Below are 18749 nucleotides of genomic sequence, written 5' to 3' on the forward strand. Positions count from 1 at the left end.
CCAGGAACATTGTAATTTGAAAAACACATAAGGAAACAAAAAATAAATAAAAAAAGACAGAAACTTACCACAGAACTTGTATTGAAAGAAATTGGCGCACTGACGGATGAAACCGGCATTTCCGTCTGGGCTGTCGGCGGATTTGTGCGCGATAAATTGCTGAACAGGACAGTTACAGACATTGACTTTGCGGTAGTGGGCGACGGCCCCAAATTTGCGCGTCAGGTGGCGAAACGGCTGGGGACGAAAACAGTTGTCGTTTTTGAGCGCTTCGGCACGGCGATGGTGCATGTGGGTAATTTCAAATTGGAATTTGTCGGCACGCGCAAAGAAGAATATCTGCCCGATTCCCGCAAACCGATCGTTACTGAGTCTTCGTTGGACGATGATTTGCTCCGCCGGGATTTTACCATTAACGCCATTGCCATGGGCTTGAACGAGAAAAATTTCGGTGAACTGTACGATCCTCTCGGTGGGAAAGAAGATTTGCAGAAAAAAATCATTCGCACGCCGCTGGAACCGGAAGTAACTTTCAAAGACGATCCGCTGCGAATTTTGCGTGCGATTCGGTTTGCCGCCCGGTTCGATTTTGAGATTGAAGAAAAAACTTTTTCCGCATTGAAAAAGACGGCTTCGCGGCTGAAGATTATTTCTCAGGAGCGGGTAACCGACGAACTCATGAAAATGCTCGAGCATGACAAACCTTCGCTGGCTTTTCAGTTGATGGACGAGACCGGTGTGCTCGAGCTCATTTTGCCGGAAATTTCTGTTATGAAAGGCGTGGAGCAGCGCGCTGGCTACCATCACAAAGATGTTTTCAAGCACACGCTGATGGTTGTGGATAACGTGGCTGCGGTGAGCAAGAAATTGGAACTTCGTTTCACGGCGCTGTTTCACGACGTAGGCAAACCAGTGACTAAGCAATTCATCGACGGCATCGGCTGGACTTTTCACGGCCATGACGAGATCGGCGCGAGAATGTTGGGGAGAATCTGTCGTCGTTTGAAATTGCCAAATCAATTAATGAAATATGCGCAGAAACTCACACGTCTCCATTTACGCCCTATCAGCTTATCTGAGGAAACAGTGACCGACTCGGCGATTCGGCGGCTGATTGTGCAGACTGGCGATGATTTGGATGATTTGATTACATTGTGCCGCGCGGACATTACATCGCAGAATCCGCAGCGCGTCAAAAAACATCTGCAGAATTTCGATCACGTGGTGCGGCGCATCGCTGAAGTGGAAGAAAAAGACAAAATGCGCGCATTTCAATCGCCGGTCAGGGGGGAAGAAATCATGGAAGTTTGCGGCCTCAAGCCCGGGCCAAAAGTGGGAAAATTGAAAAAGATGATCGAAGAAGCAATCCTCGAAGGCGAGATTCCCAATGAGCACGATGCGGCATTAGAGTTTTTGTTGAAAATCAAGGACGATGTGATTAATGAATCGGTAGAGTAAAAATTTATTTACTACCAAGGCACGAACGGACGAACAAAAAAGTAAAAAGAAAAACTTCGTACCTTCGTGGTTACCCATTTCATTTGAAAATCATGAAAATTTTCATTACCGGAATCAACGGCTTCATCGGAAGTCGTCTTGCTTTTTCTCTGCTGAAAAAAGGACACACTGTTTCCGGAACAGTGCGCCCGACCAGCGATTTGTCACTGTTGCGCGAAGTCGCTGCTGATGTTTATTCAGGGAATTTATTTCATTCGGAATTTCTCGAAGAGGCAATGGCTGGCAGCGACATTGTTTTTCACGTTGCGGGCCTCGCGTCTGATTGGGGAAGTTTTCAGCAATTTTTCGATTCCAATGTCCGAACCACGCAGCAAGTCGCCCGAACGGCTAAACGAGTTAATGCCCAACGTTTTGTGTTCCTCAGCAGCGCCGCGGTTTACGGATTCTCCGGTTTCAGATTTGCTGATGAAAAGTTTCCAGTGCCCAAATGGAATTTCCCCTATGCGCGCACAAAAATTATCGCGGAAAATTGGCTGCTCAGTTTTTTCCACGAAGCGAATCTGCCTGTTACAATAGTCCAGCCGGCCAATGTTTTCGGTCCTGCCGATCGTACTTTTTTCATTCCATTTATTCGAGCGCTTCGGCCAGGGTTCATTCCCCTGATTGATCACGGAAAAGCCTGGACATCGCCGCTCTTTGTGGAGAATCTTTGCGAAGCGTTGTGGCTGGCAGCGACGTCCCCAAAATCTGTTGGCGAAAAAATAATTATTTCCGACGGGCTGGAAATCAACTGGGAACAATTCATCGCAGCCATTTGTCAAAAATTTAATGTGCCCAAGCCGCGATTCTCCGTACCTTTCGGTTTCGCATTGGCACTGGCAGATTTTTTTGAACTTTTATTTCGACTCTTTCGCATCTCACATCCGCCGCCGGTCACGCGCTATCGAGTTTTCAATTTTGGGAGAGATTATCATTTTTCAACGAATAAGGCCAATCGTTTGCTCGGTTTTTCGCCCAAAATTGGTTTGAATGCGGCACTGGAGAAGACAAAAGTTTGGTTGGAAAAAATAGAACATGGGTAGCTGCTGAGCATTCTCCCGGATTTTTTTGCTCATTATTCTGGGAGAAATTTGCTAATTTGTAAGAATCAAAAAGTTACGATCGACACGGAACTCGAAACAAAAATCAAGGAAAGCAGAAAATGGAAATTCAACAGGTAGCAAACAAGAAACAGCTTAATGAATTTATCTCTTTTCCTTATTCTTTTTACAAAAACACACCGAACTGGATTCCTCCGCTGCGGCTGGATCAAAAGAATGTTTTTAATCCCAAAAAGAATCGCATGTTGCAGCACAGCGATTACGCGTTTTTTCTGCTGAGGCAAAATAATGAAATTATTGGCAGGATTGCGGTTTATGTTGATAAAATTGCCGTGGACTATTGGAAGGAAAAAGTTGGTTTCTTTGGCCATTACGAATGTGTGGACAACAACGAGGCGGCAAATTTGTTGCTCAACACTGCGGAAGACTGGCTGCGTCAAAAAGGCATGGAAAAAATGCGCGGTCCCTGGAGTCTCGTGTCGCAAGACATCGGTTTCATTCTCGACGGATTCGACGTGCCGCCGATTATCATGTCCTCTTTCAATCCGGCGTATTACAACGATCAGGTGCAAAATTTGGGCATGAGCAAAATCAAAGACCTGCTGGTTTATTCCTGCGATACTGGCAAAGGCTATCAAATTCCCGAGCGATTTTTGAAATTCACTGATGCTATCGCGAAAAGGTACGGCGTGACGGTAAGACCTATCAACATGAAAAAGATCAACGAGGATGCGCACACCATCGTCTGGCTAACCAATGAATCGCTGAAAGATAACTGGGGCTACTATCCCATCGAGGAGGAAGAAGCCGAGCAGATCGCTGCTGATTTGAAAATGATCGTGCATCCGGAAGTTGTACTCATCGCTGAAGTGGACGGCAAGCCCATCGGCTACATCATCACGCTGCCCGACGTGAACGATATTTTGAAAGGCATGAACGGCAGACTTTTTCCGCTGGGCATTTTTAAATTGCTGCGCGGAATAAAAAAATTGAATCGCTATCGCATCTGGGCATTGGGAATTTTGAAACCTTATCAGAAAAAAGGAATTTCTGTGCTCATGTTTCGTCGGTTGCACGAAGTGTTGAACCCGCGGAAAGTTTACGTCGAAGCAAACTGGGTGCTGGAAGACAATTTTTTGATGAATAATGCACTGCGTCAACTCCGGTTTGATCTGGTGAAAAGGTATCGTATTTATCAGAAAAATATTGTTTAAGTTTCTGGAAAAATATCGAGTTCTGGGACGTCTTTCAGCAGACCTTTGTAATCGGGAGTGGGCAATTCCAATTTGTCGTTTTTTGCCAATTCCCGACTGAGTTCGATGGAAATGTGTGCGCTGTCGGTCGTGAGATAAGTTTCCATGCCAATTTTCGAGGCAATCATGTCGTTGAACGGATCATTGCCGACCATGAGGCAATTTTCCGCAGGAACGCCGATCTTGTCGCTGATTGACTGGTAATATTCCAATTTCGGCTTGCAAAAGCTAAAATTTTCCACGTGAGTAATCAAATCAAATTCGATGTCGGAAAGACCGGCCCAGTCCAATCGCATCAATTGCACGTTGAGCGGAAACATGGGATTGGTGGCAATGACTAACTTTAAATTTTTCTCTTTCATGAATTCGACTACCTCCCGCGCGCCGTCCGCTGGCTTCATGAGCGGCTGAAATTGATGGAATTCGTTAGTGTAAAAATTTTCAAACCGTTGCCACAGACTTTCTACTGAAATATTCAGACCATCTTTAAAATATTCAACAAAAACTGCCGCGTTATTTTGCCTGCCGTCATTGTCGGTCATTTTTTGCGTGGCGTACATCAGTCTTTTCACAAAATCATCCGAAGGTAAAATATCTCGAAATGAAAGATACAACTTCCCGGAATAGGCTTTAAAAAATTCAGTTTCATTGAATAAAATGAGAGTACCATCCAAATCAAATAATACAGCTTCAATCATCGGGCTCGGCTCCTTTGGGGGATATCTTTGTTCATTTCTGAATTGTCCTGGTGTAAATGTCAAATTTCGGCGGCGATTCCATCAATTTTTTTACGGCGCACAGATCCGCGGCGCGAATGACTGCTTCTTTGTATTGTTCGGGAAAATCAGGCGGCAGTTGAATTTCCATGGCAATCGTGCCCACGCCTCTGCCCGTTTTCGACGGCAAAATTCTTTGGGCAATTGTGATGTCGTCCGTGGGAATATCTCGCTGCTGGCAAAAACTCAACACGTAAATTCCGGCGCACGTTGCCAGCGACGCCAGAAACAGGTCAAAAGGCGCCGGCGCTGAATTTTCGCCACCGCCAAATAGCGGCTGGTCTGTTTTAATGGTGAAATCTTTGTAATGGGCGTCCACTCTTTTTCCGCCCGGGAAAGTAACAATTAAATCCATAAAATTTTTCCCAAAATTATTGTTCTTTGTGAAACGTCCTCGGTCATTTTTGGTTTCCCTGAGAGTTAAATTTTAACGAAAAAATTAATGAAACAAAACTACCACAAAATAAGTCTAATGGAGAAACCAGAACACGTCTTTTTTGATTCTTTGCAAATGGAAAAGATTCGACTCTGGTCGCGGATAAGGCGAAATTTATCAACGGGGAACTCATGAGAATTTTTAGTATTATCGGAGTTGCTTTCCTTTTGATTTTTTCCAGTATTTTCGGGCAGGAAAAAGCTGACACGACAAAAGCAGCCCGCGACACTTTGCGCCAGACCAAAGCAGTACGCTCTCTGGTTCTAAAGCCAAAGCCGAAATTTCAGCAGCCTACAATGCCGAAAATTCCCACCATCAGCGAAAAAGAAGCTCGTTTAAATTTTGACGTCAGAAGTCAATATCGCGCAACTCATCCGGAAGAAACGCACAATTTCGATGCGTTGAACAGACCCGACAGTTACAAATATCAGACGCCGTATCGCCAGCCGGTTTTGAAGCCAAATATTCCTGTCACGCCGCTGGAGGTTAAGGAAAAACCATTTTTTCAATCTTTGCCTCTGAACAAATACACGCTTCCCACACGCGAAGAAACAGATGTGCTGGAAATTCTCTGGGCAAAGGAGAATGTGATGGATACGACTATCTACTCCAGTCTGGATACGACAATGAATATTACTTTTGAAGATTTGAATAAATTGCTGGACAGAATAACAGCCAAGGGGCTGGTCAGCCGGAGAATTGTTTCGCCGAGAAATGAATTCAACATGTTCGGCGTGCTGATAGAGATGAGTCCTACGAATCGCAGGAATCGCGTTTACGAATATAGGAGTAACGTAGACCGGGAATTGATGAGAAAATTCGTTGATGCCAACGCCTATCTTGTGAGCAAAGATTCGACTCTGCTCGGCAAAAAACATTTGCGGGCGGCGCAGAAAGATAGTACGTTGTTGAGGGATTTGAATTTGAAATTGAATCGGAATGTGAAATCGGTTAGAAAATGATTGCTTAAAAGAATTTAAAAGTGTAGCCCCATCCTTGAGATAGAGCAATTTTTCAACTTGAAAACTATTTTGGAAAAATAAATAGTTGACCCAAGAATATTTTTTGAATTAATCCGTGCCAATCCGCCAGATCAGCGTTGATCCGTGTGCTAAAAAAGCTATTCATACCTCAAACTCTCCACAGGACTCATCCTCGCGGCTTTTCGCGCCGGGAAAACACCGGCAATGATTCCGATGGAACCTAAAATGATTGTTGTCGTCAAAAGGACCGCATGGGAAATTTCCGGTTTGCCAAGATATGCCAATCCCTGATTTTGCACAGGGATCATGCGGATCAATTCGACGATTCCCGTGGAAATCAAAATCCCCAATGTCCCGCCAATGACAGCGATCAGCAGCGCTTCGAAAACGAATTGGCTGACGATGTGACGATTTTTGGCGCCGATGGCAAGTTTGATGCCGATTTCTCGTGTTCGTTCTTTGACGACGACGTACATGATGTTGGCAACGCCGACGCCGGCGACGAGCAGCGTGAGAGCGCCGACCATGCCAAGAAATATTTCGATGCCGGTAAAGACTTTGTCCATTTCTCTCACGTTTTGCACAAAATCCCATATTTGAATGGCGTTCTCGTCTTTCGGGTCGAAGCGGAGTTTTTTGCCGAGCACACGTGCGATCTCCGAACGTACGAATCCATTTTGAGAAACATCGTGAGCGCGAACTGTGATCATGCGTAAATAGCGATGCCCATAAATCGATTCAAAGGTAGAAAAAGGAATAATTGCACGTCGGTCATCGGGACCGTTGCTCATGCTCAATTGCAATTTTTTCTGCATCACACCCACAACTGTGAACGGAACGTTGTCCATGGTGATTGTTTTTCCTATTGGATCTTCATTCCCAAATAGTTCCTGAGCAATTTCAGAGCCCAGAAAAATTGAGCGGCGTTTTTCTTTTTCATCGAGTTCATCGAGAAATCTGCCGCCGGCTTTGGGGTACATGGTTCGCAAATATTCAAAATTGGGCATCACACCCTCGCAGTAAGTCGAAGCTTTTTTGCCGTCATATTTCAAGCGCACACCCCAGCGGCCGTAGCTCGGACTGACTTGCTGGATTTGAGGAATGCTTTGTTTGAGTACGTCTGCGTCTTCGCGGGTGAAACGAATTCTCCTGCCTTCGGGAAGTCCCTGAAATTTAATGCTCGTTTGGCCGCCGTAAACTCGGATAATCATATTCCCGGCGTTGAGCATGCTGGTGACCATTCGTGTCTTAAAACCTCTGCCAAATGCCATCAGCAAAACAATGGCTATTGTCCCCCAGATGATGGCAAATGTGGTCAGAAAAACACGTGTTTTGTTTGATTTTAAATCATGGAAAAAATCGTCCAAAAGCATCCAGATTGGCATTTCTTTCCTCGGATGTTTTAATTTTTTTTATTTTATATCCGTTTTTATCCGGTTAGTCCTGTCAAATTAAAAATCAAAATCGCAGACACTCAATCACATTCAGGTTTGCCGCTTTTTTAGCCGGAAAAAGGCCGGCGATGAATCCGATAAATCCCAAAATAGAAACCGCCGTCAGCGCAACCCACCATGAAACAGAAGGCTTGCCTACAAATTGTTCCAGCGGTAGAACGGAAATGATAAAAATAATTCCCAACGAAATCAGAGCGCCGATAAGCGCGCCGATGAAAATGATGAAAAATGTTTCTAAAAAAAACTGTCCCAAAATGTGCCTTTTTTTCGCGCCAATGGAACGCTTGATCCCGATCTCCCGCGTTCTTTCCTGAACGACGACATACATGATGTTTGCCACGCCGATGCCGCCAACAGTCAATGTGAACGCACCGATGATAGCCATGAAAATATTCAATCCCAGAAAAATGTACCAGACCATCTTTTGAAATTCATTGGTGTCCCAGACGCTGAGCGCCTCTTTGTCCGTGGGATCAAAGCGATATTTTTTCCCTAAAATTTTGTAAACTTCATCAATTGCCAAAGGCGAAACTGTCGGATGAACAGTGGAAAAAACGATATCGTTCACATATCTGTGCCCGAATAATGCTTTAAATGTGGAAGCCGGAATGAACGCGCGATCTTTGTCCCGGGAATTGTAAGAGGAGTCCTGCTCTTTTTCTTTCATCACGCCAATGACACGAAAGGGCGTCCTTCCGACGAACACGTATTCCCCAACCGGGTTTTTTCCTTGAAAAAGATAAGCAGCCAGATCATTCCCTAAAAATACCACTCTGCGCCGCAATTTTTGGTCGATTTCGTCGATGAAACGGCTGCCTGCCTGAGGAATGATATTTCTCATTTCAGAATAGACCGGAACCACGCCAGTCACGTTGGGCGAACGGACGCGATTTTCCACACGCAGCGGCGCTTCCCAAGTGGAATATTCCGGACTTGCTGACTTGATGTAGGGAATTTCCCGCTCGATCAAATAGGCGTCTTCTTCGCGTAGTCGAATCCAGCGCTCGGTGCCCATGCCCATGTACGGCTTCGATGTTTGCCCGGGAAAAACGAGTACGATCGCCTCGCCGATGCCGTTCATCGTTTTCATGGTTTGTTTCTGAAAACCATTGCCAAAAGCGAGCAGCACGATAATGGCGACTGTGCCCCAGATGATGCCGAAAACTGTCAGAAATGTCCGTAGCTTTTGAGCGCGTAAATCACGAATAAATTCGCCAAATAGAGTGAAAATGTTCATTGATTTTTCTCGCTATTCCAAAGTAATTTCTACTAATGGTGCAATTCCGAAAAGTTGGTAATTGAATAGGTAATAAATCTAAATCAAAACTTCCGAAGCAGTTAACTATTTATTTTTTCTTTTGTTAACATCACAGTAAATTGTGGTGATGGTTCAATATGTACTTCAACTTTTGGGAATTGCTCCCATTAATCTGACTAATTAATGAAAAAAAGCACTGAGAAAAAATTATTTGATTTCCTTTACTTCTTTTTCCAGAACTTCCTGCCCCTCTTTCAGACCGGAAACGACTTCGATGTAAATAGCATCGCTCAAACCAGTTTTAATATTGACTTCCTTTTTGCCTTCGCCAGCAGGAAGATTGACAAACGCCGAATCATGGCGAAAAGTGACCACTCGTTCGGGAATGGTCAAAACGCTGTCTTTTTTCTGGATGATGATATTCGCATTTGCGCTGTAACCGGCTCGGAGTACCTGTCCGGTCTGGAACTGGATTCCAATTTCCACGGGAAAAACTGTGGTATTTTCCTGTTTCTGCGCTTTGAGGGAAATTTTTTTCAGGATGCCTTTGAACGGTTTTCCTGGAAGCGCCCCGACCTGAATTTCTGCTTCCATACCTTCTTTCAATTTTCCTACATCAATTTCGTCAACTGTGCCCTTGAAAAGAAGTTTGCTCATGTCAGCAAGCGTGAAAAGAACTGTACCCGCCTGATAAGAAGTCAGCGGAACAATCGGATCGCCGACATCTGTCATGCGTTCCAGAATGTAGCCGCTGGCCGGAGATCTTACGATCGTCTCGATGTTGGTCCCGGCGATGGTGATTTTTCCTTTCTCCAGCAGCGCCAATTTTTCTTTTGCCATTTTCAGCCGAAGCTTTGCTTGTTCGTACGATTCTTGCGCGGCTTCAAATTCTTTCTCCGAGGTGAATCCCTTTTCTTTCAGTTGAACAATTCTCGCGTAATCTTTTTTGGAATTTTCCAAAGCAATTGATTCCATCTCCACATTACGCGTGGCTTCGGCAAGCTCCAGCGGCGTGGGATCAGGCCTGATTTCAATCAGCGGGTCTCTCATACGGACAAGATCGCCGGCATCGACAAATAATTTTTTCACCACACCGGAAATTTTCGATTTCACCTGAATTTCATTTTTCGGATCAATCGTGCCGACGGCCAGCGCTTTGTCAACAATTGTGCGGCGTTCCACTTTCACTGTTGCCTGCCCGTGGTTTTTTCCGTTACCCGAACCGGAAAGAAAAATTATTGCCAACAAGACAATAACGATGGCTGCGAAAACAATTAGCCAGATGCGTCCCTTTTTCAGTTTCATGACACCTCCGAAGTCAAAAAAAATCTGAATGCTCATTTTGGGAGTGTTTACGAGGCAAAAGAGAGATTGTTGCAAGAAAAGCAAAATTAAAATTGATGAAAATAGCGGTTCTTATCCGCAGCTTTCTCTGAATGCGGCTCCCAGTAGGTTTCTGCCTCGGGTCCTAATTTTCGCTTGAGCGGGTCTTTGTGGAAAATTTTGAGCACGAGAGAAATGGGAGTGAGAATTAAGTAGAAAAAAATGGCCAACAAAATCCGCGTATTTATCCAGCCCAAAATTCCGGCGATAAACATGGCGCCGCGGTAAACCGGTTTGATCAGAGCAGGGGAGAGGAGAGTGAGCAAAAATACTACGCCGGCACTGGTCCAGAGAATCAAGGCGGTTTGCTGACCTTGATGGACGAAACGGATCACGGCGATGATGGACAAAAATATTGCCAAAGCGATGCCAAAAGTTCGTAACTGTTTTGTTGTGATTTGTTTGCTTTCCATTTTTTCTCCGGACCAACCAGGGATTTTCAAAATTGCTGGTTGGTGGGTGACTAATCTAATTCGAACTGTTCCCGCCAGTCTGATTTTTTTTCGACTTCTGGTTGTTTCTTTTTTTCCAACAGGAAACTACCCATGACCAAATAATCCATTTCCGTGCGCATAAAGCAGGCATAGGCGTCTTCGGGAGTGCAAACAATCGGTTCGCCGCGCACGTTAAAGGAAGTGTTAATGATGACCGGGCAGCCGGTTTTTCGATAAAATGCCTTCAGCAAATCATAATAAAGCCCGTTTTTTTTGCTCACTGTCTGAATGCGTGCCGTGTAATCCACATGAGTCACCGCCGGGATCTCGGAACGCTCGATGTGTAATTTTTCCAGCCCGCTCAGTTTGCGCTGCTCTTCGGTGAGCTTTCTTCTTTTTTCTTTTCTGACTGGCGCGACAAGCAGCATGTACGGGCTTTCCCTGTCGATTTCAAAATATTCGGAAACGTGTTCCGCCAGTACGCTGGGCGCAAAAGGCCGAAACGATTCTCTGAATTTAATTTTCAAATTCATGATGCGCTGCATTTTCGGCGAGCGTGCGTCACCCAAAATGCTCCGTGAACCCAATGCACGAGGGCCAAATTCCATTCTTCCTTGAAACCAACCCACGACATTTTCTGAGGCAATGAGTTCGGCTGCTGTTTCGGGAATTTTTTCATCTTCTAATTTTTGAAAGGCTGCTTTTTTTTTAGTTAAAAAATTTTCAATTTCTGCATCGGAAAAAGAAGGGCCTAAATAACCGTTTTGCATGAGATCTGAATTCTCAGGGGTAATTTTTCTATTTTCAAAAATCTGGTGCCACGCAAACAAAGCAGCGCCGAGCGCGCCGCCCGCATCGCCGGCTGCCGGTTGAATCCAGATATCTTCAAACGGTCCTTCTCGTAAAATTTTTCCGTTCGCAACGCAATTGAGCGCCACGCCTCCGGCAAGACACAAATATTTTTGTCCGGTCTCACGATGAACATGGCGCGCCATCCGCAGCATTATTTCTTCCGTCACAGCCTGAATACTGCGCGCCAGATCCATGTCCCGTGGCCTGAGTTGAGTCTCCGGCTTTCGCGGTTTGGCGCCAAATAATTTGTCAAATCGTCTGTTGGTCATAGTTAATCCGACGGCGTAATTGAAATATTTCATGTTCAATCGAAACGAGCCATCTTCTTTGAGATCAATTAATTCATCTAAAATTTGCTGTACATATTTTGGCTCGCCGTAGGGCGCCAGGCCCATGAGTTTGTACTCGCCGGAATTGACGCGGAAACCCGTGAAATAAGTGAATGCGGAATAGAGCAATCCTAAAGAATGAGGGAAATTGATTTCTGATAAAATTTGCAGTTTATTATCTTTTCCTACGCCGAAAGTTGTGGTATTCCATTCTCCCACGCCGTCGATGGTCAAAAACGCGGCTTCGGAAAATGGCGACGGGAAAAATGCCGACGCGGCGTGCGATTCATGGTGCGTCGGGAAAATAATTTTTCCTTGATATCCGAGGTCATTTTTGATCAACTCCCGAATCCAGAGTTTTTGTTTCACCCAGACCGGAATGGCTTTCACGAAAGATTTTATTCCCCCGGGAGCGTAGACGAGATAAGTTTCCAGCAGACGTTCGAATTTGATGAAGGGCTTATCGTAAAAAGCCACGTAATCCAATTCGCTGGCGGAAATTTTCCCTTCGCGAAGACAATAGTCGACGGCCTGAAAAGGAAAATTGAAATCATGTTTTTTTCTGGTAAATCGTTCTTCCTGCGCCGCGGCGATGATTTTCCCATCTCGGACAAGGCAGGCGGCGCTGTCATGATAATATGCTGAAATGCCTAAAATATTCATTCATTTTGTCCTAAAATCTGATTTTTTCAGAGTAACACAATTAATAAATTTTTAGGAAAGATGCAAGTGATTTTTATTTTAAGCGGGACTTTTGGAGTAAAATTTTAGCCACGAAGTCTCGAAGACACTAATTTTTAATTGCAGCTTGCTGCGTTAGAAGAATCTTAATTTTTTCGTAATCGGAAAACGATAGCGTCTATTAAATCGCTGGAAAGCCGCTTGCGGAAAATGTTTGTCGATAGTTTGAACTTTGAATTTTTGAAAATTATAGCGCAAAAGAATTTCCAATTTTAGCTTGACATTCAAGAGTTTCTCATTTATATTGTAAAAAATTCTCTATATTTTGAATTGAAAAAGGGAGGAAACCATGCCGGTCGATAATTTTCGTTTTCAGAGACATCTGAAACTGTGGGAAGATCAAAATAAGCAGATCAAACGCACGATCTTTTTTTCGCTGATTGTGGGAATTTTGCTGCTGATCGATGTTTTGACGCCGTTGACAAAATTAACCGGACGCACCGATGAGGTGGAGGCGGAATTACAACAAATGCGCAGTAACCAGGAGATGCTGCAACAAACGACAACTCAACTGCAGAAGTTAAATGAAAAATTTAATCAGGTGCAGGAAGTAATTGCTCGTAAGCCTTGGGAGATCGAAAAAAATAAACTGATCCGTCGTTTTCGCTTGATGCGGGAAAATCCGGATTTGGAGGCAAATTATCCGGCTTATTCGGATACAGCGAACCAAACAATTCGTCGCATTGCAAAAATCGTAAAAAATGAGATTTTGCAGCCATTAAAATCAGCGCTTTCTGAAGCCCCGAAAAATCAATTTGAAACAGAAGAACTGCAAGTACAACTCTCCACAATTGAAAAAACTGTGCAGCAATGGGAAGAAAATCATTTGCGGGACAATTGGTACATTACTCTTGAAGGAAAAGGAGAGACGGTTCAGGAATTGGACAGATATTTGAATCAGCAGATGCAACATTTCAGGCAAACTCTGGTGGAAAAACAGGTCGCTCTAAAAACGAAACAGCAAGAAACTTCCCAACAAATGAAAGAAATGGCGACGGGAATATCTGAAAAGGAAAAATGGCTTGCTGATCTGAATCAGAAAATGCAGGAAATTTTACCCGGCTGGGCAAGAGGACTTTTTGATGTGGAAGATGTGGTGCAGCTATTCCCGCCGGCGCTGATTGTGTTGACCATTTACATCATCGGACTGGGAGTCTCTCTGACGCGGCATTTTTTATTTATCGCTAAAGAAATGGGACTCAAAAAATCAGACAGGGCAGATCCGGCAGTTTCGTCCTGGTGGACCATGGTCAATAAAGGCAAATTAGGCACATTTTTGACTGTCGGGACGTATGTGGGCATCATTCTCATCCTCTGGCTTTTTTCCGAATGGGGGTACGTACTTTTTCAGCGCTGGTTGGCAACAACCGATATCCGTTCATTTTTAACGATGGCGCTTGACAATCTTATTTTCCCCTGGTTCAGTCGGCTGATATATGTCTTGTTGATTTTTGTGATATTAAAAAGACCGAAATTGTTTTTTCAACTTTCTTAACAGAATTGCGCGCGGAGAATGTACCTGATGAAAATGCGAATTTTTCGGAAACGAATTCAGTGGCTGTTTGCTTTTATTTTTCTTGTTATTTTGACGCAATTCGAGTGTGCGTCTTACGCGCAATTTCACCAGCCGGGTCAAGCGCTTTACTGGCAAATTGAAAGTAGTTCTCTTCCATGGGAAATTTTTGCCAGATCTGTGGAAGGGCGAAATATTCGACTACTGGAAATGGGATCGGGAAAAAACACGACGCTGATTATGGGCGGCTTTCATGGCAGCGAGCCTTTGAGCGTACAATTGACGCTGCGATTTGCAAGCTATCTTTATTTTGAATATCAGGGAAAGCCGGACTGCCGAACCGTAATTGTGCCCTGTGTCAATCCGGATGGTTTGGTACGCGGTTTTCGCACGAATGCCCACGGCGTGGATTTGAACAGAAATTTTCCCACCGCCAATTGGACGATGCGATTTGACAAGCGAAGCTATTATCCCGGGAAAAAGCCGGCGTCCGAACCGGAGACAAAGGTAGTCATGGCATTAATCGAAAAGTACCAGCCGGACAGAATTGTTAGCATTCACACGCCGCTGCGGATGGTGAATTATGACGGTCCGGCTTACGAGTTAGCTGTGCGGATGGCGCTGTTGAACGGCTATCCGGCGACGCAGGATGTAGGCTATGCGACGCCTGGATCTTTGGGTAGTTATGCTGGCGCGGAGAGGAATATTCCCACCATTACGCTGGAGCTGCCGAGAGAATCATTTCAAAAAATCTGGGAAGAAAATCGTGAGGCGCTGTTGATGACGATAATTTATTCGCAGTGATTTTTGCTGTGTCCATTAATTTTTGCTAAAAATTTTAGCCAGACTCACGCTTAATACTGAATCACACATTTAGTTTCTTAACAATTATTCGCCACTAATTCGTGAATGCGTTGCATTAAAGTCGGACTCATTGAAGAAATGCGGAATGCGGGAAACCAGCATCCCCAAAACCCAGGCGATGACCAGACATTTCACCGAAACATTTTCCATGGCAATCACCTTCTGCTAATTCAATTGCCTCTAATCCTTGCGAAGGTTTTGAACCTCTGCGAGGATGTCCAACAATCCCGGTGTCTCTTCTAATTGCCCAAATTCAATCGCTCGCAGCCCTCCGCTTTTCTCGTCCCGTTTCAAAAACACCAGCAGCCGCTCCTTTTGCCGCCAGTTTTCCAGCAAATTTTTCTCAAATTCAGCCATAAACCGATACCGAACCAGTTCGCCGACGGGCAGATTACCTTTGTAACAATCTTTCACCTTTCCTGCCACTGCAACTATCACATAACCGGGCGCGCCATCGTCGGCATAAATTGTTTTGACAATTTTGAGGCTATCTGGCTTGAGAGACAGGACAAAATCAGCCGCTGAAAAATTGCTGCGTATGAGCTCCGCCGGCGGTAAGCCAAGATCGCCTTCTTTTGCCCCTCGATTCTCTTTCTGGCAACCAAGAAAAAAAGTAGTTAGCGCGATGGCGAAAATAACAAAATGCTGCATCAATGATCTCGTCGTCATATTATTTCCCTTTGCAACAAAGTGGGGTACAGTTCAAATAAATCTCTCCATAATTATATTAAAAATGAATTTCAAAGTCAAGGAAAAAACCGAAATCCTAAAATTGTTTCAGTCATTATTTATTGTTTTTGAAAATTAGTGTTTATTCCTCATACACCGGATTCATCCAAAATTTTAAGAAATTGAAATTATCATTTGACTTTTTCAAAGAAATAATATATCTTTTAGTTTAAATTATTTTCAAAATTGAAACAAAGCAGAAAGCGAGATAATTTATGGCAAAAAAAAACGACCGTTCGATGCTTCTCATTTACAATCCTCAAGCCAATGGAGGAAGGGCAAAAAAAATCCTCTCCGACATTCTTCTCAAATTTGAAACCAAGAACATCGACATCGACGTGAAACTCACCGAGCACAGAAAACACGGTGTGGAATTGGTCAGCGAGGCGGATTTTGACCAGTACGATGCCCTTCTCGCTGCCGGCGGCGACGGCACTTTGTTCGAAGTCATTAACGGCTATTTTCAAAACAAAAGCAAAAAACGCATTCCCCTCGGCGTAATTCCGGTGGGAACGGGAAACGCTTTTGCGCGCGATCTGGATCTCACAAACGAACAGTGGAGCGAAGCCATTGATATTATTGCTGCGAACAAACCGCGCAAGGTGGACGTCGGGCATTACAAAACAGACAATGGTGATTTCTATTATCTGAACATTCTCGGCCTGGGATTTGTGTCCGACGTGACCAAAACAGCCCACGGCATGAAAAAAGTCATCGGCAACCTTTCCTACACTGTCGGTGTCCTTTACCAGACTACTTTCCTGAAAACACATCATTTAACCATTGAAATTGACGGCAAAAAGCTGGAACGGGAAAATATTTTCGTGGAAATTTCCAACACACGCTACACCTCCAATTTCCTCATGGCGCCGAAAGCAAAAATTGACGATGGCTTTCTCGATGTGGTGATGCTTTCCAAAGTGACGCGGCGCAAGCTGCTGTCCGCATTTCCGAAAATTTTCACCGGAGAACATATTCTGTTGCCGGAAGTGGAAGAGTTTCAGGCGAAAAAAATCCGCATCGAAACCGATGTCCCGAAAATTTTAACTCCGGACGGAGAAATTTACGGCCAAACGCCTGTGGAAGTAGAATGTCTGCATCAGGCTGTGGAAGTTTTTGACAGATAGCTCCATAGGCGTTTTGTCTGATCTTGTGTCATTTATTTTTTGAGGCTAACATGAATGGCAAATGGAATTTTTTCTTCATTTTTCTTCTCTTGTCGGGGATGTTTGCTATGGCGCAGAAAAAAAGTTTCGCTGAAAATGTTCATAATCCTGTTGCTGACAAAAAGTCAATGGTGACCGACGAAAATGTTCGGTTCACTGTGTTGACGCCGCAAATGATCCGCATGGAATGGTCTGAGAACGGAAAATTCATCGATCAAGCCACGCTTGTATTTCTCAATCGGCGGCTGCCCGTGCCGAAATTTACTGTAACGCGCAAAAATGGCTGGCTTAAAATTCAGACCAGTCATTTGAAGTTGCGCTACAAAATTGGCAGCGGGAAATTTAATGCGAAAAATTTGCAAATCGAATTTTCCCTCAACGGAAAATCTGTGCAATGGCATCCGGGAATGAAAGATAGCAACAATTTGAAAGGCACTATTCGCACGCTGGATGGTGTCAAGGGCGCCACAGATCTGGAGCCGGGATTAATTTCGCGGGACGGCTGGACTCTGGTTGACGATACAAAAAGGCCCCTGCTGGACAATAGTGACTGGCAATGGGCGCAGCCGGCGCCGCAGCACGACTATCAAGACTGGTATTTTTTCGGCTATGGTCATAATTACAAACAGGCGTTACACGATTTTACCCGGGTGGCTGGAAAGATTCCTTTGCCGCCGCGTTTTGTTTTCGGCGTCTGGTGGTCGCGCTACTGGGCTTACACAGATGAAGAATTTCGCCAGTTAGTGCACGAATTTGAAATTCACGATGTGCCGTTGGATGTGCTGGTGATTGACATGGACTGGCACGAGACTTTCAATTTGCGCTGGTGGAGAAAGGAGCGCGATCAGGCTGGGCAGAGGAAAGGCTGGTCCGGCTATACCTGGAATAAAATTTTATTCCCGGATCCAAAAGAATTCCTCGATTGGTGTGACAAAAAGGGATTAAAAACGCCGTTAAATTTACATCCGGCATCCGGGGTGCAGCCATGGGAAGAGAAATATCCGGAGATGGCTCGCGCCATGGGCATCGATCCTGCCACGAAAAAATATGTTCCTTTTGATATTGTCGATAAGAAATTTGCCAAGAATTATATGGAAATTTTGCATCATCCGCTGGAAAAAATGGGCGTGGATTTCTGGTGGCTGGATTGGCAGCAAGAGCACAAGACAAAAATTCCCGGCGTAAATCCGACATTCTGGTTGAATTACGTCCATTTTACGGACATGGAGCGGCAGGGGAAAAGACCGCTCATTTTTCATCGCTGGGGCGGATTGGGAAATCATCGTTATCAGATCGGATTTTCCGGAGATGCGATTTCTGTGTGGCAATCTTTGGCGTTCCAGCCCTATTTCACGGCGACGGCGTCCAATGTGCTTTACGGTTACTGGAGTCACGATATTGGCGGTCACATGCCTGGTGAAGTGGAGCCGGAACTTTACACGCGCTGGATTCAGTTTGGCGTGTTCAGTCCTGTGCTGCGCACCCACACAACGCGCAATCCCAAAGCAGAACGCCGCATCTGGGCGTATCCGGTGGATTATTTCAATGTGATGCGCGATGCTTTTTTGCTGCGCTATGCGATGATCCCCTATATTTACACTCAGGCGAGAAAGGCTTACGATACAGGAGTTTCGTTATGCAGACCCATGTATTACGATTATCCCGAAGCTGAAGAAGCGTATCAATTCAAAGATCAATACATGTTTGGGGATGACCTTTTGGTAGCGCCGATCACCGAACCGCTCGATTCGATGAGTATGCTTATCACCAAAAAAATCTGGCTGCCTCCGGGCGAGTGGATTGAATGGTTCACGGGAAATATTTTGCAAGGTGGGAAAGTTATCGAGCGTTCGTTTGCGCTGGATGAAATTCCGGTTTACGCCAAAGCGGGCGCCATTATTCCCATGCAGCCAAAAATGCGCTATTCTAACGAAAAGCCAGTGGATCCGCTCATTCTTACAATTTTTCCGGGTGAAAAAGGTGAAACCCAGGTTTACGAAGATGCCGGAAATACGCTGGG

Annotated in this window: 16 protein-coding genes; 8 read left to right on the top strand and 8 right to left on the bottom strand. The window is 44.8% G+C overall.

The genetic code is table 11. The features are described 5' to 3' along the window. The first annotated feature begins 42 nt into the window (after positions 1-42). The 3 genes from GXO74_10590 to GXO74_10600 all read left to right on the top strand — a co-directional run bounded on the left by GXO74_10590 (position 43) and on the right by GXO74_10600 (position 3772). Positions 43-1458 carry an HD domain-containing protein gene (locus GXO74_10590; protein ID NOZ62118.1) on the top strand — a complete coding sequence of 472 codons (1416 nt, stop codon included), beginning with the start codon at positions 43-45 and terminating at the stop codon, positions 1456-1458. A gap of 92 nt (positions 1459-1550) precedes the next feature. Continuing rightward, on the top strand, positions 1551-2540 hold the full coding sequence (locus GXO74_10595; GenBank protein ID NOZ62119.1) for an NAD-dependent epimerase/dehydratase family protein: 990 nt from the start codon (positions 1551-1553) through the stop codon (positions 2538-2540). A 119-nt stretch (positions 2541-2659) separates the two neighbouring features. After that, positions 2660-3772: a GNAT family N-acetyltransferase gene (locus GXO74_10600; protein ID NOZ62120.1), complete on the top strand. Its 1113-nt coding sequence runs from the start codon at positions 2660-2662 to the stop codon at positions 3770-3772. Here the strand turns inward: GXO74_10600 and GXO74_10605 are convergent. Both GXO74_10605 and GXO74_10610 read right to left on the bottom strand, forming a co-directional pair. Next, a complete protein-coding gene (locus tag GXO74_10605) occupies positions 3769-4509 on the bottom strand; it encodes an HAD family hydrolase (GenBank protein ID NOZ62121.1) in 741 nt (246 codons plus the stop codon). The genes GXO74_10600 and GXO74_10605 overlap by 4 nt on opposite strands. Positions 4510-4540: 31 nt before the next feature. Further along, positions 4541-4942, bottom strand: a complete 402-nt coding sequence (locus tag GXO74_10610; protein NOZ62122.1) for an osmotically inducible protein OsmC — start codon at positions 4940-4942, stop codon at positions 4541-4543. A gap of 212 nt (positions 4943-5154) precedes the next feature. On the opposite strand from GXO74_10610, the gene GXO74_10615 reads away from it, so the two are divergent. Then, positions 5155-5985 (top strand): hypothetical protein, encoded by an 831-nt coding sequence (locus GXO74_10615; GenBank protein NOZ62123.1) that lies wholly within the window; start codon positions 5155-5157, stop codon positions 5983-5985. Between the two features lie 158 nt (positions 5986-6143). Here GXO74_10615 and GXO74_10620 read toward each other — a convergent pair whose 3' ends face one another. The 5 genes from GXO74_10620 to GXO74_10640 form a co-directional block, all read right to left on the bottom strand. Beyond that, a complete protein-coding gene (locus GXO74_10620) occupies positions 6144-7385 on the bottom strand; it encodes an FtsX-like permease family protein (protein ID NOZ62124.1) in 1242 nt (413 codons plus the stop codon). Between the two features lie 79 nt (positions 7386-7464). Continuing rightward, positions 7465-8697: an FtsX-like permease family protein gene (locus tag GXO74_10625; protein NOZ62125.1), complete on the bottom strand. Its 1233-nt coding sequence runs from the start codon at positions 8695-8697 to the stop codon at positions 7465-7467. A gap of 228 nt (positions 8698-8925) precedes the next feature. Further along, positions 8926-10023, bottom strand: coding sequence for an efflux RND transporter periplasmic adaptor subunit (locus tag GXO74_10630; protein NOZ62126.1), 1098 nt, complete (start codon positions 10021-10023; stop codon positions 8926-8928). Positions 10024-10109: 86 nt separating this feature from the next. Continuing rightward, positions 10110-10514 carry a hypothetical protein gene (locus GXO74_10635; protein NOZ62127.1) on the bottom strand — a complete coding sequence of 135 codons (405 nt, stop codon included), beginning with the start codon at positions 10512-10514 and terminating at the stop codon, positions 10110-10112. Positions 10515-10564: 50 nt separating this feature from the next. Beyond that, entirely contained in the window at positions 10565-12379 is a 1815-nt protein-coding gene (locus tag GXO74_10640) for a carbamoyltransferase (GenBank protein ID NOZ62128.1), read from the bottom strand. 367 nt (positions 12380-12746) lie between these two features. Here GXO74_10640 and GXO74_10645 point away from each other — a divergent pair, with 367 nt between their 5' ends. Both GXO74_10645 and GXO74_10650 read left to right on the top strand, forming a co-directional pair. Beyond that, complete coding sequence (locus GXO74_10645; GenBank protein ID NOZ62129.1) at positions 12747-13952, top strand: hypothetical protein; 1206 nt, start codon at positions 12747-12749, stop codon at positions 13950-13952. Positions 13953-13979: 27 nt separating this feature from the next. After that, a complete protein-coding gene (locus GXO74_10650) occupies positions 13980-14774 on the top strand; it encodes a murein peptide amidase A (protein NOZ62130.1) in 795 nt (264 codons plus the stop codon). A gap of 240 nt (positions 14775-15014) precedes the next feature. Here GXO74_10650 and GXO74_10655 read toward each other — a convergent pair whose 3' ends face one another. Next, positions 15015-15503 (bottom strand): hypothetical protein, encoded by a 489-nt coding sequence (locus GXO74_10655; GenBank protein NOZ62131.1) that lies wholly within the window; start codon positions 15501-15503, stop codon positions 15015-15017. A gap of 275 nt (positions 15504-15778) precedes the next feature. Between GXO74_10655 and GXO74_10660 the strand changes: the two genes are divergently transcribed. Both GXO74_10660 and GXO74_10665 read left to right on the top strand, forming a co-directional pair. Further along, positions 15779-16690, top strand: a complete 912-nt coding sequence (locus GXO74_10660; GenBank protein NOZ62132.1) for a diacylglycerol kinase family lipid kinase — start codon at positions 15779-15781, stop codon at positions 16688-16690. 50 nt (positions 16691-16740) lie between these two features. Next, on the top strand, positions 16741-18749 hold a 2009-nt coding region (locus tag GXO74_10665; protein NOZ62133.1), incomplete at its 3' end, for an alpha-glucosidase.

The organism is Calditrichota bacterium (genome assembly GCA_013152715.1).
In the GTDB taxonomy this organism is placed as follows: domain Bacteria; phylum Zhuqueibacterota; class Zhuqueibacteria; order Thermofontimicrobiales; family Thermofontimicrobiaceae; genus 4484-87.